This is a genomic window from Dokdonella sp. GW821-FHT11D02 (assembly GCF_058808595.1).
In genome coordinates, this window is sequence record NZ_CM179520.1 from 1,257,226 (window position 1) to 1,278,143 (window position 20,918).

The following is a 20,918-nucleotide window of genomic DNA, read 5'->3' on the forward strand; positions in this document are numbered from 1 at the left end:
CGTCCCGGGCGACGATCTCCCCGTTGATCGTCGCCCACCTCTCACCGCAGCCCGGCCGGTCCGGCCGGGCTGCCTCTCTCCGGAGAAATCTTCATGAGCCTCGATGACATCAAGGGCCAGCTGCCCGACTACGCCAAGGATTTGCGTCTGAACCTCGATTCGGTCTTGAGCGAATCGGGCGCGCCCGGCCTCAACTCGAAGCAGGTCGCGATCATCGCGATCGCCAGCGCGATCGCTTCGCGCTACGCGCCGCTGACGCAGGCCGTCACGCAACGCTTCGCCGACGTGCTGAGCGATGCGGAAGCGAACGCCGCGCGCGCCGCCGCCGCGATCATGGCGATGAACAACGTCTACTACCGCTTCACCCATCTGGTCGGTGACGAGGAATACGCGACCCTGCGCGCCGGTCTGCGCATGAACGTGATGGCCAATCCCGGTGCCGAGAAGATCGACTTCGAACTCGCCTCGCTGGCGGTGTCGGCGATCAACGGCTGCGGCATGTGCATGGAATCGCACGAGAAGACGCTGAAGAAGCACGGCGTCGCGGCGCAGGCGATTCAGAGCGCGGCGCGCATCGCGGCGGTGCTGCACGCAGTGGCGGTCACCGCCGAGCAGGCGCAGCCGGCTCAGCCGGCGCTGGCCGCGGCAGCCTGATCCAAGCCGGCGTCGCGCCGCGTGCGCGGCGCCGGTGTCTTGCGGCTGCGCGCCAGCGCACGCTGCATGCGCTCTACCGCGCGCTCGAGTTCGCCCGCGTCGTGATAGCCGAACGCGAGCCGCAGATAGGGCAGTTCGCGCTGCTGCAGATCGTAAGCGTGCGCGCTGCGGAAACAGACACCCTCGCGCGCGCCCTCGCGCGACCACGCCGCCAGATCGATGCCGTCGTCCGCGCGTGCCCACAGCGCCAGGCCGCCGGCTGCTACTTCGAAATCCAAGGCGTTGCCGAGCCGCTGTCGCAAGGCTGAGACCAGCGCGTCGCGCCGCGCCAGATACGCCAATCGGGTGCGGCGCACGTGGCGCAGCATCTCGCCGTCGTCGAACAATTCCGCCAAGGCGCATTCGAGCGCGGCGTCCGCGTGCGGATCGCTGGCCGCGCGCAGCTGCGCCAGCCGCGCGAACAGCGGCGCCGGCGCGGACACGAAGCCGGTGCAGATACCCGGCGCCAACAGATTGGCGAGCGAACCGACGTAGACGACATTGGCGGCCGCCGCGCCGGCTGCCAGCGGCGTCACCGGTTTGCCGGCGTAGTGGTACTCGTGATCGTAGTCGTCTTCGATGATCGCGAAACGATGCCGCAAGGCCAGCTCACTCAATCGCGCTCGGCGTTCGGCCGAGAGCAGCACCGCGGTCGGGAACTGATGGTGCGGAGTGATGAATACGGCGCGGATCGCGCCGCGCGCGAGCAAGGCTTCGAGCGCGTCGATGCGGATGCCGTCGCGATCGAGCGGCAGCGGTTCGAGCCGCGCGCCGGCCAGCCGCAGCGCGTTCCACGCCGGCGGATAGCCCCAAGCCTCGACCGCGACCACGTCGCCCGGCGCGATGAGCGCGCGCGCGACCAGATCGATGCCTTGCTCGACGCTGCGCGTGACCATCACCGTGTCGGCGCGAGCCGGCACAGCGCGCGCATGCGCCAGCATCGTCGCCAGCGCCGCGCGCAGGCGCGGATGTCCGCAAGCAGCATCGCTGGCGAGCGCGGCGCCGCGGCGTTCCAACGCGCGCCGGAATGCGCGCGCCAGCGCGCGTGCCGGGAACAGCCGCGGATCGGGCGCGCCGTTCGCCAGTTGCAGGATTCCGGCAGCGCCCGCCGGAATCAGCGACGGCGCCAGCGACATCGGCGTCAGCGCATAGGTCGGCGTACGCACGATCGGCTGCACCGCTTTCGACGGAGGGGCCGGCGCTTTCGCGACGAAGGTTCCGCTGCCCTTGCGCGTCTCCACCCAGCCCTGCGCGGCGAGTTCCTCGTAGGCGGCGACGACCGTGTTGCGATTGAGCTCCAGATGCGCCGCCAGCGCGCGCGTGCCCGGCAGGGCATCGCCCGCGCGCAAGCGCCCGGCGCGGACCTCGCGCACGACGGCGTCGGCGAGCCGCACGAACAGCGGCTGTTCGTGCGCAGCATCGAGGTCGAGCCCGAAGGTCCAGTGGCGCATGGGGATCGGACGGCACTGGACTGGCGATCGTCGCAAAAGTGGAACTCCCCGCAAGCTCCGCGCGGCGCGACGCTGCGGCCGTCCAACCACCGGAGACTCGCATGTCGCATCGATCGCTCGTGAAGCTCGTTCCTCTCGCCGCACTGTTGTGCAGCCACGCCGTCGTCGCTGCTGTTCCGGCCCACGGCAGTGGCGTCCGCTATCTGGTCGGTAATCTGCCGGGCCTTGGCGGCAGTGCTGCCGCCGGCACCAGCATCGACGACCTCGGTCTGATCGCCGGCTTCGCCGCGCGCAGCGGCGATCTCGAATGGCATGCCACGGCCTGGTTGTATGGTCTGCGCTTCGATCTCGGCACCTTGGGCGGGCCCAACAGCAGCGTGGTCTGGCCGGTGAAGAACGAGATCGGTCTGATCACCGGCATTGCGCAAACGGCCACGCCCGAACCCAACAACGCACGCTGGAGCTGCCGTTCGTTCTTCCCGCCGCCCGACAACATCGGCTACACCTGCCTCGGCTTCGCCTGGCAAGGCGGCGCGATGCGGCCGCTGCCGACGCTCGGCGGCAACAACGGTTTCGCCGCCGGCGCCAACAACCGCGGCCAGATCGCCGGTTGGGCCGAGAACGCGCTGCGCGATCCGGCCTGCGTCGCGCCGTATCAGGTGTTGCGGTTCCGCCCGGTCGTGTGGGGACCGCGGCGCAGCGACCTGCGCGAACTGCCGCTGATCGCCGGCGACGGTAGCGGAGCAGCGACCGCGTTGAACGATCGCGGCCAGGTGGTCGGCATCTCCGGCATTTGCGACCGAGCGGTCGGCCGTTACACCGCCGCGCACGCGGTGCTGTGGGAAGAAGGCCGCGTCGTCGACCTCGGCAGTCTCGGCGGCGTCGCCTGGAATACGCCGACGGCGATCAACGAACGCGGCGAGGTGGTCGGCTTCGCCAACGTCTCCGCCGAAGCCGGCGCCGCGTTCGCGCCGCATGCGTTCTATTGGAGCCGCAGCGGTGGCATCCGCGATCTCGGCACGCTGCCCGGCGACGCTTACAGTCAGGCGCTAGGCATGAACGATCGCGGCCAGATCGTCGGCCAATCCTGCGATGCGGAATTCTCGGTCTGCCGCGCGGTGCTGTGGCAGGACGGCGTCGCGATCGATCTCAATGCGCGCGTGGCCGGCCGCTACGGCGATGCGCTGATCGCGGCGCAGGATATCGACAACTTCGGCCGCATCACCGGGCAGGCACTCGATCCCGACGACGGCTCGACCGCGGCCTTCCAGGCGCTGCCGGTGCCGTTCTTCGGCAGCGCGGCGGAGAAGACCGGCGCTGCCACGGGCGCGGTTGCGCTGCCGCAGGACGTGCGTCAGGCGTTGCTGCGCCGCTACGGTGTCGAAGAGCTCGATCTGGCGAACTAGCGCGCCGGCATCCGGCGGGAAAGCATGCACGCCGTGCCCGAAGGGGTGCGGCGTGCGTGTGTGCGTGCGTGGTCGCGATACTGTACGCGGGAGCTAAGATGCGCCGCGCCGCTGGGGAGAAGGTGCCGGCTTTGCGACGTTCAACCCCGCGCGCCACGTCGTTCCGTTGCAACCGCCACCGTCCGCACAAGGAGAGTCCATGCGTCCGTTCCTGTTTTGCCTGGCCTTGCTCACGATCGCGACCGTCGCACGCGCCGAAGCCGTGGTGCCGGCCCCGCTCGAAGCCTGGCGCGGCTGGGCGCTCAAGGGCGAAGAGTTCCGCGCCTGTCCGCTGATCGCCGGCAAGGCGGGTGAGGATGCTGAAGACTATCTGTGCGCGTGGCCCGGCGTGTTGAATCTCGGCGTCGACGACGCCGGCGCGAGCCTGACCCAGCACTGGCGCGTCGATGCCGACAGTTGGGTGCCGCTGCCGGGCGACGAGGAACACTGGCCGCAGCAAGTCAGCGTCGACGGCCAAGCCGCGGCGGTGGTCGATCGCGACGGACCGATGTTGCGCCTGACCGCCGGCAGCCACGACGTGCGCGCGCGCATTCCATGGCGCGAACGGCCGCAGAGTCTGCGCGTGCCGCAGCAGATCGGCCTGGTCGCGCTCAGTGTCGACGCCAAGCCGGTGCAGCCGGTGCAGCGCGACGGCGACGAACTCACGCTCGGCCGTGTCGGCGCGAAGGCGCCGGAAGCGGACAGCCTCGATCTGCGCGTGTATCGGCGGCTGGCCGACGGCGTGCCGGCGCAATTGCGCACGGTGATCCAGATCCAGGCCTCCGGTCAGGCACGCGAGGAGACGATAGGGCCGGCCTTGCCGGAGGGTTTCGTGCCGCTGGCGTTGGACGGCAAATGGCCGGCGCGCTTGGACGCTGACGGCCGCTTGCGCGTGCGTGTGCAGCCGGGCAGCGACACGCTGACCTTGGATGCACGCGCGACCGCACCATTGAGCGAGGCGACCGCGCGGATCGCGCCCGCGCCGTGGCCGCAACAAGAGATTTGGAGTTACGCCGCCGCGCCGCGCTTGCGCGTGAGCGTGGCGAGCGGTGCCGTGCAGGTCGATCCACGGCAGGCACAGGTGCCGGCCGAATGGCATCAGTTGCCGGCGTTCGCGCTCGGTGAAGATGGCAAGCTGACGATCGAAGAACGTTCGCGCGGCGTCGCGCCGGACGAGCGCAACCGCCTCGCGCTGTGGCGCGAGATGTGGCTGGATTTCGACGGCGGCGGCTGGTTCGCGCGCGATCTGGTCAAAGGCGAGATGCAACGCGGCTGGCGCCTCGACGCCGCCGCGCCGTTCCTGCTCGAGCGCGCGCAGGCGGGCGACGATAGCGAGGGCAGCGAGCCGCTGCTGGTCACGGTCGGTGCGAACGAGCGGCTCAGCGGCGTCGAGTGGCGCACGCCGAAAGTCGATCTCGCCGCCGGCCTGCGCATCGCGCCGGCGCAAGCCACGCTGCCGATCACCGGCTGGCAGGACAGCTTCGATCAGGTGCGCACGATCCTGCACCTGCCCAACGGCTATCGCCTGTTGGGTGCGCCCGGTGCCGATCGAGCGAGCGGCAGCTGGATTTCCGCCTGGAGTTTGCTCGACGTCTTCATCGCAGCGGTGCTGGCCTTGCTCGCCTGGCGCGTGTTCGGCGCGCTCGGCGGCGTCGCTGCGATCGCGTATCTGGTGCTCGGCTATCAGGAATACGGCGCGCCGCTGTGGAGCCTCTTGGCCGTGCTCGCGCTGGCCCTGATCGTGCGCGCGCTGCCGGCCGGCCGTCTGGTCAATGCGGCCGAATGGCTGCGCCGTGCGGCGCTGCTCTTGCTCGTATTGATGGCACTGCCGTTCGTCGCGACGCAGCTGAGCTATGCGGTGCATCCGCAATTGGAGAGTCGCGGCGGTGCGTGGTTCGGCGGTGTCTTCGAGCGCAACGCGCCGATGTTCCCGCATCGCCTGCCGCCGCAGGAGCCGCAGAGGGAGGTCGTCGAAATGGCGCCCATGCCGGCACCTGCGCCGCCACCGCCGCCGGCCGCGGCGATGCCGTCCGATTCGATGGCGAACCAGGCGCAGGATGCCGCCGCCGGCGGCGAACTCGAAACGATGGTCGTCAGCGGTTCGCGCGTGCGCAAGGCGGGTGTGGAGACGGCGCAGCCTGCGATTCAGCTCAAGCGCAACAGCATCGAACGCTACAGCAGCTCGACTGCGGTACAGACCGGCGGCGGCGAGCCGAACTGGCAACTCGGTCACCGCTACGAACTGGCTTGGAGCGGGCCGGTGCTGCCGAGTCAGGACGTGCGTCTGCTGATCGCGCCGCCGTGGGTAGTGCGTCCGCTGCGGGTGCTGCTGGCGGCGCTGCTGGCCTGGCTGGTCGTGCGCTTGCTCAAGCCCGCGCTGCGCCGGCCGCCGGCGGCCGCGGCGCCGCTCTTGCTCGGGGCACTCGCCATCGGCGCGTTCGCCGCGGGCGCTCCGGCGCGAGCGCAGAGTTTTCCGCCGGAGGCGACGCTGACCGAACTGCGCGCGCGCCTGACCGAAGCGCCGAAGTGCGCGCCGGCCTGCGCGACGCTGGCCAAGGCCGAGATCGGCGCGCGCGGCGAGGCGATCGAGATCGCGCTCGAAGCGCACGCGGCCGAACGCATCGCGCTGCCGCTGCCGTTCGACGAAAAGACCTTGAGCCTGCGTTCGCTGCGCGTCGACGGCGTTGCGCAAGATGCGATCGCGCGCGACGGCGCCGCGTTGTGGATCGCGCTGCCGCGCGGTGTGCATCGGGTCGAGCTTGCGTTCGTCGCGGTGGCGGACAAGATCGCGCTCGCGTTTCCGCTCAAGCCGATGCGCGCGCAGTTCGCCGGCGAGGGCTGGGAAACGAGCGGCCTCAGCGACGAGCGCCTGTTGACCGAAACCCTGACCTTGGCGCGCACGCGCGCCGGCGGCGAGACGCCGGTGAACGTCGGCGCGCAGCAGTTCGCGCCGTTCGTGCGCGTGCGCCGCATCGTCACGCTCGGCTTGGACTGGTCGGTGCAGACCCAGGTCGAACGCATGGCGCCGAAGGAGGGCGGCTTCACCGTCGGCGTGCCGGTGCTCGCGGGCGAACACGTCAGCAGCGCCGGCCTCAAGGTCGAAGGCGGCCGCGTCAATGCGGCGATCGCGAACGGCGAAGACGATACGAGCTGGGAATCGACCTTGGACAAGGGCGATGCGCTGAGCCTGACTGCGCCGCCGCTCGGCGATCGCGCCGAGGTCTGGCAGATCGTGGTCGGTCCGACCTTGCACGTCGAGTTCTCCGGCATCGCCGAGTCGGTCGCGGCGAACGGCGGTGCCGGCGCGGATCACAGTTTCGAGTTCCATCCGCTGCCGGGCGAAGTGCTGAACTTGAAGATCACCCGTCCCGCCGCGGCGCAGGGCTCGACGCGCGCGATAGACTCGGTGCAGCTCTCGCACCAGGTCGGTCAACGCGCGGCCAACTCGACCTTGGCGCTGACGATCCGCGCGAGCCAGGGTGGCGAGCATTCGATCGTGTTGCCGGCCGGCGCCGAACTGGTCGAAGTGAGCCGCAACAGCGAGCCGTTGAATCTGCGTATGCAGGACGGACGCTTGAGCCTGCCCTTGGTGCCGGGTGCGCAGACCTTCGTGATCCGCTTCCGCGACGACGCGCCGATCGCGCTGCGCGTCGCCACGCCGGCGGTCGCGCTGGGGCTGCCGGCGGCGAACATCGCGCTCGGCCTGCAGCTGCCGAGCGATCGCTGGCTGCTCGCCACCAGCGGTCCGGCGGCCGGCCCCGCAGTGTTGTATTGGAGCGAGCTGGTGGCGATGCTGCTGGTCGCGTTCGCGCTGTCGCGTCTGCCGCGTTCGCCGCTGAAGCTGTATCAGTGGATCTTGCTCGGGCTCGGCTTCTCGACCTTTTCCTGGATCGCTTTGCTGCTCGTCGTCGGTTGGCTGTTCGCTCTGGAGTGGCGCGCACGCAGCGAACTGTCGACGACGCCGCGTCGTTTCAATCTGATCCAAGTCGGCCTGGCTGCGCTGACGGTGGTGGCGCTGCTGTGCCTGCTCGGCTCGATCCAGCAGGGGCTGCTCGGTTCGCCCGATATGCACGTCGCCGGTCAGGGTTCGAGCGCGCAGGGGCTGAACTGGTTCGCCGACCGCAGCGCCGATGCGTTGCCGATCGCGCGTGCGATCAGCCTGCCGCTGTGGACTTATCAGCTGGCGATGCTGGCTTGGGCCTTGTGGCTGGCCAGCGCCTTGGTCGGCTGGCTGCGGCAGGGTTTCGCGGCGTGGACGCGCGGCGGCTACTGGCGCAGTTCGCCCAAGCGTGCCGCCGCTGTGGTCGAGACGGAGACACCGCCCGCGTGAACGCAGTGAAGCAACTGCTCGCCGAAGGCGCCGCGGCTTTGCCCGGCGCCGAGGCGCGTCGGGAAGCCGAGCTCTTGCTCGCGCAGGCGCTCGGCCGTTCGCGCGCATGGCTGTTCGCCTGGCCCGAGTTCGAGCCGGACGCGGCGCAGCGCGCGGCGTATGCACAGTCGCTGCAGGCGCGACTGCGCGGCGAGCCGATCGCGTACCTGACCGGGCGGCGCGAGTTCTGGTCACTCGATCTCGCGGTGACGCCGGCGGTGCTGATTCCGCGCGCCGAAACCGAATTGCTGGTCGAGTCGGCGCTGGCGCGAATGCCGCGCGAACGTGAAGTCGTAGTAGCCGATCTCGGCACCGGCTCGGGCGCGATCGCCCTCGCGCTCGCGCACGAACGGCCGCGTGCGCGCGTGCTGGCGACCGACGCAAGTGCTGATGCACTGCAGGTAGCACGCGGCAATGCGCAGCGTCTCGCGCTCGGCAACGTCGACTTCGCGCAAGGCGACTGGTGCGCGGCGCTGGGCGAGCGGCGCTTCGATCTGATCGTGTCCAATCCGCCCTACATCGAAGTGGCCGATCCGCATTTGGCGCAGGGCGATCTGCGTTTCGAACCGGCCGCTGCGCTCGCTTCCGGCCGCGACGGGCTCGACGCGATTCGTACGATCGCGAGCGACGCACGCGCTCATCTGCACGCCGGCGGCTGGCTGCTGCTCGAACACGGCTACGACCAGGGCGAACGCGTACGCGCGCTGCTGCTCGAGCGCGGTTACGTCGAGGTCGCCAGCCTGCGCGACCTCGAAGATCGCGAGCGCGTGACCGTGGCGGCCGTGCCGGCCTGACCTCGCCGGCCCTGGCGCCGGCACAGCGAAACGAACTCGGCTACGATCGCGCGGGGAGATTCGCGCATGTCCGATCCAAGTCGTCGGCAACGGGGATTCGTGGCGATCGTCGCGGCGCGCGCAGTGCCGCGCTTGGCGCTCGCACTCGTTTTCGGCCTCGTTTTCGCAGCGCTGAGTTTGGACTGGAGCTACGTCGCCGGCACCGGCGCGTATTGGCAGAGCCTGACCGGCGACGCCGCCAAGGGCGAGATCGGCTGGTACTACTACGCGCGCGACGTCTGGCGCTTTCCGCTGCTGGCGATCGGCAACTACCACGCGCCGGAAGGCGCCAGCATCGTGCTGTCGGACAGCCTGCCGCTGTTCGCCTTGCCGGCCAAGCTTTTGTATCGAAGCGTCTGGCCGCACGGCGCCGCGCCGCCGATCTACACCGGTTTTTGGGTGGCGTTGTGTCTAGTGCTGCAGGCGCTCGCGGCTTCGCGTCTGCTGCGCACGCTCGGCGTCGTCGGCACGCTGCCGCATCTGGCCGGTCTGGTCTTGTTCTGCTACTCGCCGATCCTGTTCCTGCGCTTCGGTCACGCCGCGTTGATGGCGCAGTTTCTGATCTTGCTGTCGCTGGAAGGCTATCTGCGCGCGAAGCGGGAATCGCTGAGCCGGGGCCAATGGTTTGCGCTGTGCGCGTTACCGCTGCTCGGCCTTTGGATCACGCCTTATCTCGCAGCGATGGTCGGCGCCGTGGTCGCGGCGACCGTACTCGACCAATGGCGCGAGCGGCGTCTGAGCCTGCACGGCGTGCTGCTGCGCTTCGGGGCGATCGCCGCATGCGCCGTCGCGCTGATGGCACTCGGCGGATTCTTCGGTGCAGCAAGCAAGAACTTTGGCGACTACGGTTTGTACTCGACCAATCTGCTCTCGCCATGGATTCCGTTCCCGACCACGGCGAGTGGTCAGTGGCTGGGTACGCAGATTCCGTCCACGCCCGACACCAATCAATGGGAAGGCGGCGCATATCTCGGCGCCGGCGTATTCCTGCTCGGCCTGTTCGCGCTGCCGGCGCTGCGCGACTGGCGCACGAACCTGCGCCGGCACGCGGTGCTGTTCGTGGTTCTTGTGGTCTTGCTCGCCTTCGCGATTTCGCATCGGATTGGTTTGGGCGCGCGCGAATTGCTGCACTTGCCGCTGCCGGACGCGTTGCTGCAAACGTTCTCGCAGTTGCGCGGCTCGGGTCGCTTCGTGTGGGTGCCGGTTTACGCCCTGCTCGCGGGACTGATCGCGGCGGTGCTGCATCGCTACGGCGCGCAGCGCGCCACACTACTGCTGATGTTCGCCGCGATCCTGCAGTTCGTCGACGTGCGGCCGATGCAGAGCGGCGTGCGCGCGGCCAGCGCGAGCACACCGTCGGCGTCGATCGATCGCGCCGCGTGGCAGCGCCTGATCTCCGCGCATCGCCGCGTGTTCCAGTTCCCTTCGTTCGAATGCGGTGGCCTGTACGGCAGCGAGGTGCCGGGCAGCAAGTTTCGCGAGATCGAGTTCGACTGGATCGCGGCGCAGCTGGACAAGCCGACCAACAGCGCCTACCTCGCCCGTTTCACCAAGGACTGCGAGCGCGAACGCCGCGACGCAGCCGCGCAGCACGGCGAGCCCGGCGTGCTGTATCTGTATCGCAGCACCGACGACGTCGGCGCCTACCTGGCCGCACACGGCGTCGATACCGCGCGCTGCGGCTATCTCGACGACGTCGTCGTCTGTTCCGGCGAGCGCGACTTGAGTTCTCTGCGCTGACTCAGATTGCGCTGCGTAGCGATGGCGTCAGCAGCAGGTGGCCGAAGCGGCCGCGCACGGCCGCTTCGATGCCGGCGGCATCGAGGCCGTCGCTGGCGAGCAGTTCTTCGCGGCTGGCGTGTTCGAGGAAACGGTCGGACAGACCCAGATGCAGGATCGGCGTGTGCACGCCGTTCGCGGCCAGCAGCTCGGCGACGCCGCTGCCGGCGCCGCCGGCGATCGCGTTGTCTTCGATCGTGACCAGCGCCGCATGCGACTGCGCCAGCTCGAGGATCAAGGCCTGATCGAGCGGTTTGACGAAGCGCATGTTGACCAGGGTCGCATCGAGCGTCTCGGCGACTTTCGCGGCGGGCGCGACCATCGCACCGAACGCGAGCAGGGCGACGCCGCGGCCGTGCCGGCGCAATTCGGCTTTGCCGATCGGCAAAGCCGTCAATTCGGCGGCGACCTGCGCGCCGTTACCGCCGCCGCGCGGATAGCGCACCGCGGCCGGGCCGTGGTGCTGGAAGCCGGTGGTCAGCATCTTGCGGCACTCGTCCTCGTCGGCCGGCGCCATCACCAGCATATTCGGGATGCAGCGCAGGTAGCTGAGATCGAAGCTGCCGGCATGGGTGGCGCCGTCGGGCCCGACCACGCCGGCGCGATCGATCGCGAACAGCACGTCGAGTTCTTGCAGGGCGACGTCGTGGACGAGCTGGTCGTAGGCGCGTTGCAGGAAGGTCGAGTAGATCGCGACCACCGGCTTGGCGCCTTCGCAGGCCATGCCGGCGGCGAGCGTGACGGCGTGCTGCTCGGCGATGCTGACGTCGAAATAGCGCTGCGGATATTCCTTGGAGAAGCGCACCAGGCCGGAGCCTTCGCGCATCGCCGGCGTGATGCCGTACAGGCGCGGATCGGCGGCGGCCATGTCGCACAGCCAGTCGCTGAAGATTTCGGTATAGGTCGGTTTCGCGGCGCCGGCTTTCTTGGCCACGCCGGCGGCCGGATCGAACGGACCGACCGCGTGGTATTCGATCTGCTCGCGTTCGGCCGGCGCGTAGCCCTTGCCCTTGGTCGTGATCACGTGCAGCAGCTGCGGACCTTTCAGCTCCTTCAGCATGCGCATGGTCGACAGCAGCAGCGGCAGGTCGTGGCCGTCGATCGGGCCGGTGTAGTGGAAGCCGAGTTCCTCGAACAGGGTCGAGGGTACGAACATGCCCTTGGCGTGTTCTTCCCAGCGCTTGACGAAGCGCCACCAGAAGCCGTCGCGCTTGAGCATCTTCTTGGTGCTTTCGCGGATGCGGTTGAGCGTGCGGCTGGCCATCAGGCGCGCCAGCATCTGGGTCAGAGCGCCGACGTTCTCGCTGATCGACATCTGGTTGTCGTTGAGAACCACCAGCATGTCCGGATCGACCGCGCCTCCGTGGTTGAGCGCTTCGAATGCCATGCCGGCGGTCATCGCGCCGTCGCCGATCACCGCGACGACCTTGCGCGTGTCGCCCTTGCGCTGCGCCGCCAGGGCCATGCCGAGCGCGGCCGAGATCGAGGTGGAGGAGTGGCCGACGCCGAAGGTGTCGTACTCGCTCTCGTCGCGCTTGGGGAACGGCGCGACGCCGTCCTTCTTCTTCACCGTGGTGATGCGGTCGCGCCGGCCGGTCAGGATCTTGTGCGGATAGCACTGGTGGCCGACGTCCCAGACCAGGCGGTCGACCGGCGTGTCGTACAGCCAGTGCAGGGCCACGGTCAGCTCGATCACGCCGAGATTGGCGCCGAAATGGCCGCCCGAGGTGGCGACCGATTCGATCAAATAGGCGCGCAGTTCGCGCGCGACCTCGGCCAGCTCGGATTCGGCGAAGCGGCGCAGGTCCGCCGGGGACTCGATGCGGGAGAGGCGAGGATAGCGTTGGCTGTCGATCATCCGGCTATTTTCGGACCGCCGGGCCGCCGGAGCAAGGAAACGACGGTAACCGGGCCGGTTTTGCCCGGGCCGGGGTGCCGCGGCGTTTCAGCGCGCCGCGGTTTCCGCCAGGTAGCGCTGCAGGTAGTCGTCGAAGCGCTTGTCGTTCAGATGCCCGCCGAGGCGATAGGGCGGGTCGTAGGAGAAATCGAAGCGGTACGTGCCGTCGCGTTCGATCGTGAGGTCGCAGACGGTCCAGTACTGGCCCTTCTGCGCGTGCATCACGTCGGCGATGCGCTTGAAGCCGTTCTTGGCCGCGCGCGAGATGCGGAAATCGACGATCTCCGGCTCGCCGCCGGGCTTGTTCGCAACCGCGAACGCGATCGTGCTCGCCTCCGGCTCCTTGGTGTGCAGGAGCGATTCGTGGTTGACGACGATGCGGCGCCAGTCGCGCTCGCCCCATTCGCCGTCCATCACGTCGGTCACGCTGCCGGCTACGGCCTGCACGGTTTCGGTGTAGGCCTGATTCAAGTCGTCCATCGAGGTCGCGCTACTTGTTGGGGAACTCGTGCTCGATCCAGCGACCGCCTTCGGTGCGGTACTCGGCCACGAAGCTATCCGGCCGGTTGCTGAGGTTGCCCGGATTGTACTCGGGGCTCACGCGTATCTCCACGTTGCCTTGTGCGCGCAGATTGGCGATCGCGTTCTCGAAGCGCTTGTAGGCGCCGTTGTTGAGGTTGGCGAGGCCGTCGCCGATCGGCTTGCCGTTGCCGGGAACGACGTTGAGGCGGTTGGTCTGGCCGCCGAAGCGATCGGCGATCAGATGGAAGCCGACGTCGGTGTCGCGGCCCTCGTTGCCGATCGCGGTCTGCAGTTTGGGATCGTTGCGGCCGGCCGGCGCGAGTTCGATCTTGCCTTCGGCGCGTACGACGCGGCCTTGGCCGTCGGTGGTCCAGCGGAAGTCGCCGAACTGGTAGACGCTGTTGGGCTGCGCCGCATTCGCGGCCAGATTGAAGTCGTCCGCCGAATTGAAGTTGAGCAGCTTCTTGCCGCCGATCGTGGTGCCGGTATCGGCACGGCGCACGATCTCGGCGAGTTCGTCGCCGCGCGCGGCGGTGCTGGCGGCAGCGGCTTCGTCGGTGCTGCGCGCGGCATTCGCCGCGTCGGCGGTGCGAGTAGCCCTGCCGGCATCGCCGGCGGCGTCCAGCGCGCGCGTCGCGTCGGCGGCCTTGTCCAGCGCGTTGGCGCCTTCGCCGATGCGGCTGACCGCGTTCGCGCCCTCACCCAAGTGCGCTACCGCATTCGCGCCCTCGGCGCCCTTCAGCGCGGCATTCGCCTCGCCCACACCGATGAACAGGCTGCCGACGTCGACCACGCCGCGGCCGATGAACTTCGACCAGTCGCCCTGCTTGGCCGCGTCCTGGTAACCCGCCGTCACGCCGTTCCACAGCGCCTTGGCCGTGTTCACGTTGCCGTCGGTATTGGTGATCCACGCGGTCGGGCTGGTCAGGTTGCCGATCGCCTCGGCCGCCTTGCCCACGTTCTCCAGCCGCTGCAGGTTCTCGCCGCCGTGGGTCGCCCACTCCAGCGGATTGACCAGCTTGCTGGCGCCGTCGGCCAATTGCACCACGCCCTTGCCCATGTCGTACACGGCAAGTCCCGCGCCTTCGACCACGCCGATCGTGCTGGAGACGTTCTCGGCCACCGTCTTGCCGACGATGCCGCCGTGTTCCTCGCCGAACTCGACCAGGTCCTTGCGGAAGCCGTCGACCGCGTGCTCGGCGCCCTTGACCGCGCCATCGATCTTCTCGCCCACCCATTCCTTGGCGTGGTCGATGTCGTCGAGACGGTCGCCGACGAAGTCCTGCGCGCCCTTGAGCGCGTCCGCACCGGCATCGGCCACATCTTCGGCCGTGTTCTTGACCCATGACGCCGCGCCGCCGATCACACTGCCGATGCCCATGTCGCTGTCCTCGCGCAGATCGCGTCGGCCCCGCGCCGACGATCGAATTAGCACGCAGTGTGCGCGCGCGGTCCAAGCCGGACCATTCGGGCAAACCCTAGATTCGGCGGCTAAGTCCGCAATGTTTCTGCAACATTTTCGCCGCTGAGGCGTCAGTCGCCGCGCCGCAGCACGGTCAGTCCGATCAAGCGCGACACCACCAAGGCGAGGTACATCACGCCGGTGAAGATCTCCAGGCTCGCCAGCGCGCGCGCCGGCCCGCTGAGCGGGATCACATCGCCGATGCCGGTGCTCGACAGCAGCACGAAGCTGAGGAACAAGAGCTCGGTCCAGCTGCGCGGCGCGCCGGGATCGACGGCGCCGCCGAACGCGCCCGGCTGCAGCAGCTGGCACATCACGAACAGGTAAGTGAAGGCCCATGCGATCAGGGTGAAGGTGGCGCCGGCCGCGAATAGCTCGTCGCTGGTGGCGCGGCGGTCGGCCAGCATGTAGCGGATCAGGCAGCCGGCCGCGTAAAAGTAGAACAGCGCTTCGAGCGCGGCCGACCATACGCGCAAGGCCGGTAGATCGAATGCGGTTTCGAGCAGGTCAATCACCAGCACCGGCGCGGCGATACCGGCACTGATCCAGGCGCGGCCGGAACTCTTGCGCACCATCCAGATCGCAAGCCCGAGCACGATCACGCCGAAGCCGCGCAGCAGGGCGCTGCCGCTCGGCGTCTGTTCGAGGAAGGGATAGATCATCAGCCCGGCCAGCTGCACCAGGAGCAGGATGGCTGAGGGATGCCGATTCAGCCGGACCAGCCAGCGCAGGCGCGTGAAGTTGGGCGGGGGCGGCGCGATGCCGTCGTTGGCGGGCGAGGTCATGGAGACGAGTGTGTGTCGACCCGCCGGGCGTGCGGTGTCGGTACCGCGTTCTGCAGCACCTGTCGGCGCGGGCAGCACAGGCCATCGGGGACGGCGAGACAGGCACGGTGCAACTGACGATCGGAATCCATCATGAGCGTTGGTGCTGTGGGCCGTGGTATTGTCCGGCCGCGGGGATACAGGGGCAACAACGGTTTACGGCAGGAACGCATCAGCCGACGCGCCAAGGCGCCGCGGAGCCGCAGCATTGCGCTCCCTGAACCGCTTCACATCGGCGTTACTCGCCGAGTGCGACGATTTTCAACGAGGATCGCGCCAGGGGGAGTGTCATGCTGAGATCGAATCCGTTCGTCCGTATTGCCGTGCTTTTCATTTTCGCGCTGGTGCCGTCGTTGGCTTCCGCTCAGGCCACGCGCACCTGGGTTTCGGGTGTCGGCGACGACGCCAATCCGTGCAGCCGCACCGCACCGTGTAAGACCTTCGCAGGAGCGATCTCGAAGACCGCTCCAGCCGGCGTCATCAATGCGCTCGATCCGGGCGGCTTCGGCGCCGTCACCATCACCAAATCGATCGAGATCGAAGCGGTCGGGGTCGTCGCCGGCGTTCTCGCGGCGGGCACCAATGGGATCATCGTCAACGCGGCACCGACCGATACCGTGATACTGCGCGGCATCTCGCTCGACGGTGCCGGCACCGGCATCAACGCGATCCGCCTCCTGAATGCCGGCAAGCTGATCGTGGAAAACACCAGCATCGACAATTTCACGCAGAACGGAGTGAGCATCGAGGCAGCTGCCGCCACGCAGGTTCTATTGCGCAACGTGACGGTGAGCAAGGCCGGCAATGCGGGCGTGTACGTGTCGCCGGCTTCGGGTATTGCCGCCACGGTCGCGATGGATACGGTGAATCTGTCCAATAGCACTCACGGTCTATACATCGTTTCCGGCAAAGCCTCGCTTCGAAATTCGGTGCTCAACGCGAACACCAACAGCGGCATCAACTCGGTCGGCAGCACCGCGGCAGTGCGCATCAACGTCGACAATTCGCTGGTCAGCAACAACACGTCCTTCGGTATCCGTTCGACCGGCGCCCAATCGTCCATCTACGTGTCCAATTCCAGCATCACCGGCAACGGCGTCGGGCTTTCGTTGTTCGCTTCCGGTTTGCTGATCTCTTATGGCAACAACCGGGTGTTCGAGAACAGCACCAACGGACTGTTCACCTCGACGATCAGCCAGCAGTAGGGCGGCTTAGGCGAGGTGACGCTTCTTCGGCAGGTGGCTGACCAGAAACTCCATCTGGTCAGCCAGGATGTTGCGGTTGGACAGGATCAGGTGTTCGACCCAGCTCGGCCGATACGGCACCGCGAGCAGCGGCATGCCGGCTTGCTGCGGCGTGCGATTGCCCTTCTTGACGTTGCACGACCAGCACGCGGTGACGACATTGGTCCAGATGTCACGGCCGCCCTTCGATACCGGCACGACGTGATCGCGGGTCAATTCGCCGCGATGGAAATGTTCGCCGCAGTACAGGCACAGCATGCGATCACGCGCGAACAGCGCGACATTGGTCAGTGCCGGCGCCGGATCGATCGCGGCCGGTCGCGCGTGGCCGGTGCTGGCGACGATCGGATGCAGCTCGAGGCAGCTTTGTTCGCCGGAGATCCGGTTGATGCCGCCGTGGATGGTCAGGCAGGCCTCGCCGAGGGTCCAGGCGACTGCGCCGCGCACGTACAGGCAAACCGCGTCCTGCCAGCTCATCCAGTCGAGGATGCGGCCGGTCGAGTCCAGCGACAGCACGCGGGTGCTGTGGATGTCGCCCAAGCTACGCACTTCAGCAAGCATCGCGCCTCCGTTGCGGGCGGCGGAGGGTCCGCCGCGCCGTCGAACACGTACTTGGCGCCGGAGCATAGAACAACTAGTTGACACTTGGTCAACATTTCGTTGAAAAGTGGGTTGGTGGAGAAAGTCGTCGGCACTTCAATGGAAGAAGACGAGACTTCGTAGTTACCTCCACTGCAAGCGCGAGAGGAATAGCAACCGGACTTCGCGACGAGCAGGCGCCCTTACTCACCGAAAGCCAACGAAGTCCGTTGTCGATCGGCGAAAACTAGATGCGCTTCGCCATGCGCAACAGATCGAGACCGTAGCCGTGGCGCTCGTACAGCGCGCGTGCGCGCTCGTTGCCCGGAAAAACCGCCAAGGTGAGATGCCGGCAGCGATGTCGGCGCGCCCAATCTTCGGCGAAGCGCAACAGCGCACCGCCGATGCCACGCCCTTCGCGATCGGGCGCGACGGCGAGATCGGCGATGTGGCAGTTCTGCGCTGCGGTGAAATAGTCGGTTGCCGTCTGCAGGTGCAGGAAGCCGGCGCGTTCGCCGTCCTCATCCTCGGCGACGAAGATGTGCGAGCCGGGCGGCTGCTCGCGCAGGTGGCGAGCGAGATCGGCGCGAATGCCGGCGGCGCATTCGCCGCGTCGGCGCCAGGCCGGCAGCTCGAATTCGACGAAGCGGCCGACTAGACCGAGGACGAATTCGTCGTCGTCGGCCTGGGCCAAGCGGATGCGTATCGCAGCGATGGAGTCCATGACGAGATTGCGAAGACCGGCACGTCCGTGTGCCGCGTTTGCGTAGTCCTGGTTCGGGTCGTTACTTGGCAGCGGCCTTGTTCTTGATCAGGCCGATGATCGCCGTGACGATCGCGCCAGCCGCACCGCCGCCGACGAGATTGCCGGCGATCGCGCCGACGTCGAGATTGCCGCCCGCCCCTTGCAGCAAAGGCAGGGCGATCTGCAGCAGCTGACCGAGCACGCCGCCGCCGATCGCTCCGACGATGGTGTTGCCGGCTCCGCCGAGGCTTACGTTCTTCGCAGCCGCACCGGCCGCATTGCCGCCGATCGCACCGGCGATGATCTGGATGATCAACGGAAGATACTGTTCCATGCCTGGCCCCTTGTAGTGGTCGGTTGGATGCGCGGACACCGAACCTGCGGCTCGCTCCCTCGAACAGATTTTCCTTCGACGCTGCGGCCGTGGCCGATCCCCGGCGGCATCCTAGCACCGTCAATTCTCGGCGGTGGTGTTCGCAGGATCTGACGATGATTTTGCGATCCTGCGACTTAGAAGGCCGCCGAATGTGCGCTCCGCTTCCAGCGATGCCGGACCACCGCACCCCCGGCACCGCCGAGGGCGCGCTCCGAATCGAGGTGTTACTTGATCGGGATCGGGATGGTCAGAGGCATTGAGTGCTGCCAGGCTGGCCGGACCACGGCACGCCGCGCAGCTCGAGTTCCCAGCTCCTCACGATTCCGGTGCCGATGTTCTGGCCGTCATCGTACAGACGGAATGACCACGATCCCGCCGCATTCTTGTTGCCGAACACGGAGAGGCTGCCCGCGCCGATTGGAGGCGTGTGCTGACCCTGGTCGAGGATCAGGGTTTGGGTGTAGACCCCTTCGACCGGATCGTAGGAAGAGGGGACATCCCAGCCGGGCGGCAGCGGATTGTGATTCCACAGCTGGCTCGATGTCTGATTCAAGTCCAGATAGATGCGAAGACTGGGCACCCACTGCGCGAGCGGGATGCCGACGGTAGTCCCCACGTTCCACGTATTGAAGCGGACTTTGGCGTCGGTGACGCAGAACGCGGAGGCGACCGCAAAGGTGTCGGTCACCGGAGCATTGGCGGGGGTCGGCGGGAACACGAGCGCATCGATCGTCTTCTTGAGGAGCAATCGGCCCTTGTGGAAGGTGCCCGCCTTCTGCACCGGCTCGTTGAGCGCGCAGCTCCCCAGTCCTTGAAAGGAGACGGTGAACGGATAATCGCCGGTCGCGAGCGCGAAAGCGGCAGCGTTGACCTTGACCGTGACGGTCTTGGTCGCGCCGGTCTGTCCGGCCGGTGCAAGGCTGACGAGGTTGGAGCTTCCCGTTTCAAAGGAGAGCCATGGCTGCCCCAAGGTCACGTTGACGTTCACGGCGCTGGGGCGCGTATTGGTCATCGTATAGGTGACGTTGGCAGGCGCGGATGGGGCGGTAATCCCGTAGATGTCGGAGGCGTCGTCGGGTGTGACCGAGAAGTCGGTCATGCCGATCTCGAAGCGATGCAGCATGCGATCCCGGAATCCCATGTGAGTCTGGTCGACGATCGCGACGTAGTGGTCGTACACGCCGCAGGGCGTGCCGGTCGGAACCGTCGCCGTGGCAGTGACCGTGGTGGATGCACCCGGCGCCAGCGAGGTCGCATAGCTGCTGAGCGTGAGGCTGGGCTGATTCGCGATCGGACCGGGCACCGATATGGCGGATACGGCCGTGTTGGCGGTTTCGCTCGGCGAGGCGGTCACGGTATAGGCCGTTTGCGCGGGCGAGGGCGTGCCGTTGATCGGCAGCACGTAGGTGACGTCGCTCAGCGGGTTGACGCGGAGGTAAGGGGTCGGCACCAACGCCGCCAGAGTCGAAATCGGACCTTGGTTGATGTCGTGAAACGGCGTGAACGCGAATTGCGCCGGCTCGGGAACGTCGTCGCACAAGTCGTACATGTAGTAGCTCAGGTTCGGCTGGATGCCGGTGTAGTAGTAACCGAGGCATCCCGAACCGGTCGGCGACCCCACCACCGTTTCGACGTAGTTGCGATCGAGGTTCAGAACGGGGCCGCCGGACATTCCCTTGAGCAGGTAGAAATCGTTGAACGTCGGGTAGACGAAGCTCGGGAACGAGCTGTTCGTCGTTTCTCCGGCGTAACCGATGCCGTACTGCAGCTTGGTGCGCATGCCGAACGGATGCCCCAACAACGCCAGCGTATCCGTGGTCGAGATACCGCCGGTCTTGCGGATGCGTAGGTACTGATGGTCGGTCGCGACTCGGTCGAGATAGAAGGCGGCGTAGTCGACCCCGGTCCAACTGCCGTACATGTTGAAGTAATAGAGAATGGTGTTCGCGATGAGCGGATTGGCTGCTCTCGGTCGATAGACGTCGCTTGCCGGAATGTGTTCTGGATCGAATGGCAGGCATGCTTGCGTGGTGGGATCCTTCTTCGCCGCCACATTGAAGACAACCACGAAATCGCTCGGGTTGAAGTCGTTGGTATGCGGCGCGGTGGCGATGATGTTCGGTGCGATCAGGAATCCCGAGCGAACATTCGGAGCGAGACGAGTCTCGCCCGGGAAAACCAGCTGCCCTTGAATTGGCGTCGTGGTTCCCGGCTCGTTGACGTTCGCTTCGGTTTGAGTGAAGCGCCAGAAGTTCGGATCGTCCGTCCTCGGCACGATCTGACCGACACGCACGAGCATCGCCTCGGCGCTGAGACCTCTCCAGAGAGAGCCGCCGGCGATCTCGTAGATGTTCGGGATGACCTCGCCGGCGTAGGCGCAGTAGTCCTTCCAGTACTCGTACGGTGTGGCGGGATGGATCTCGGGCGATGGTTCGTCGGCCGATACGTTCACGCATACGGCACACAGAGCCGCAGCGACTAGAGCGTTGAGCGTCGATCTCAAGGACATGGTGCTCCCCAAAGCGTTCGTCAGAGACGTGGTGCGGAGGAGCGTACGATGCTCCTCGTGGCGAAGAATGTGAGATCGCACACGCACCGAGCGAAAAACCCCCGGCCGCAACGTCAGCCGACGCGTCGCCTCCGGCGAAGACGAAACGTCGGCTCGCCCTGAACAGAATTCCATTTTTTTGTAACGACAC

General features: G+C 67.4%; 15 protein-coding genes. 6 read left to right on the forward strand and 9 right to left on the reverse strand.

The window, feature by feature from the left end; genetic code table 11:
- The first annotated feature begins 93 nt into the window (after positions 1-93).
- Positions 94-654, forward strand: a complete 561-nt coding sequence (gene ahpD / locus AC3QL3_RS05315; protein WP_492897293.1) for an alkylhydroperoxidase, AhpD family — start codon at positions 94-96, stop codon at positions 652-654.
- Here ahpD and pdxR read toward each other — a convergent pair.
- Positions 627-2,144, reverse strand: a complete 1,518-nt coding sequence (gene pdxR, locus AC3QL3_RS05320; protein ID WP_492897294.1) for a MocR-like pyridoxine biosynthesis transcription factor PdxR — start codon at positions 2,142-2,144, stop codon at positions 627-629. The two genes, ahpD and pdxR, sit on opposite strands and share 28 nt — an antisense overlap.
- Positions 2,145-2,245: 101 nt before the next feature.
- Between pdxR and AC3QL3_RS05325 the strand changes: the two genes are divergently transcribed.
- The 4 genes from AC3QL3_RS05325 to AC3QL3_RS05340 all read left to right on the forward strand — a co-directional run bounded on the left by AC3QL3_RS05325 (position 2,246) and on the right by AC3QL3_RS05340 (position 10,531).
- Positions 2,246-3,550 (forward strand): hypothetical protein, encoded by a 1,305-nt coding sequence (locus AC3QL3_RS05325; RefSeq protein WP_492897295.1) that lies wholly within the window; start codon positions 2,246-2,248, stop codon positions 3,548-3,550.
- 199 nt (positions 3,551-3,749) lie between these two features.
- Positions 3,750-7,919: a hypothetical protein gene (locus tag AC3QL3_RS05330; RefSeq protein WP_492897296.1), complete on the forward strand. Its 4,170-nt coding sequence runs from the start codon at positions 3,750-3,752 to the stop codon at positions 7,917-7,919.
- Positions 7,916-8,752, forward strand: coding sequence for a peptide chain release factor N(5)-glutamine methyltransferase (gene prmC, locus AC3QL3_RS05335; RefSeq protein ID WP_492897297.1), 837 nt, complete (start codon positions 7,916-7,918; stop codon positions 8,750-8,752). The genes AC3QL3_RS05330 and prmC overlap by 4 nt, the downstream gene beginning before the upstream one ends.
- 66 nt (positions 8,753-8,818) lie before the next feature.
- Positions 8,819-10,531, forward strand: coding sequence for a DUF6311 domain-containing protein (locus AC3QL3_RS05340; RefSeq protein ID WP_492897298.1), 1,713 nt, complete (start codon positions 8,819-8,821; stop codon positions 10,529-10,531).
- Position 10,532: 1 nt separating this feature from the next.
- Here AC3QL3_RS05340 and dxs read toward each other — a convergent pair whose 3' ends face one another.
- From dxs to AC3QL3_RS05360, 4 genes are all read right to left on the reverse strand, one after another.
- A complete protein-coding gene (dxs, locus tag AC3QL3_RS05345) occupies positions 10,533-12,428 on the reverse strand; it encodes a 1-deoxy-D-xylulose-5-phosphate synthase (protein ID WP_492897299.1) in 1,896 nt (631 codons plus the stop codon).
- Between the two features lie 87 nt (positions 12,429-12,515).
- Entirely contained in the window at positions 12,516-12,947 is a 432-nt protein-coding gene (locus AC3QL3_RS05350) for a hypothetical protein (RefSeq protein ID WP_492897300.1), read from the reverse strand.
- Between the two features lie 10 nt (positions 12,948-12,957).
- A complete protein-coding gene (locus AC3QL3_RS05355) occupies positions 12,958-14,370 on the reverse strand; it encodes a DNA/RNA non-specific endonuclease (RefSeq protein WP_492897301.1) in 1,413 nt (470 codons plus the stop codon).
- 152 nt (positions 14,371-14,522) lie between these two features.
- Positions 14,523-15,236 carry an ion channel gene (locus tag AC3QL3_RS05360; protein ID WP_492897302.1) on the reverse strand — a complete coding sequence of 238 codons (714 nt, stop codon included), beginning with the start codon at positions 15,234-15,236 and terminating at the stop codon, positions 14,523-14,525.
- Between the two features lie 329 nt (positions 15,237-15,565).
- Here AC3QL3_RS05360 and AC3QL3_RS05365 point away from each other — a divergent pair, with 329 nt between their 5' ends.
- Entirely contained in the window at positions 15,566-16,480 is a 915-nt protein-coding gene (locus AC3QL3_RS05365) for a right-handed parallel beta-helix repeat-containing protein (protein WP_492897303.1), read from the forward strand.
- Positions 16,481-16,486: 6 nt separating this feature from the next.
- Here AC3QL3_RS05365 and AC3QL3_RS05370 read toward each other — a convergent pair whose 3' ends face one another.
- The 4 genes from AC3QL3_RS05370 to AC3QL3_RS05385 form a co-directional block, all read right to left on the reverse strand.
- A complete protein-coding gene (locus tag AC3QL3_RS05370) occupies positions 16,487-17,080 on the reverse strand; it encodes an HNH endonuclease (protein WP_492897304.1) in 594 nt (197 codons plus the stop codon).
- Positions 17,081-17,345: 265 nt separating this feature from the next.
- Complete coding sequence (locus AC3QL3_RS05375) at positions 17,346-17,822, reverse strand: GNAT family N-acetyltransferase (protein WP_492897305.1); 477 nt, start codon at positions 17,820-17,822, stop codon at positions 17,346-17,348.
- Positions 17,823-17,883: 61 nt separating this feature from the next.
- On the reverse strand, positions 17,884-18,177 hold the full coding sequence (locus tag AC3QL3_RS05380) for a hypothetical protein (protein ID WP_492897306.1): 294 nt from the start codon (positions 18,175-18,177) through the stop codon (positions 17,884-17,886).
- A gap of 289 nt (positions 18,178-18,466) precedes the next feature.
- Positions 18,467-20,839 carry a trypsin-like peptidase domain-containing protein gene (locus AC3QL3_RS05385; RefSeq protein ID WP_492897307.1) on the reverse strand — a complete coding sequence of 791 codons (2,373 nt, stop codon included), beginning with the start codon at positions 20,837-20,839 and terminating at the stop codon, positions 18,467-18,469.
- Between the last annotated feature and the right edge of the window lie 79 nt (positions 20,840-20,918).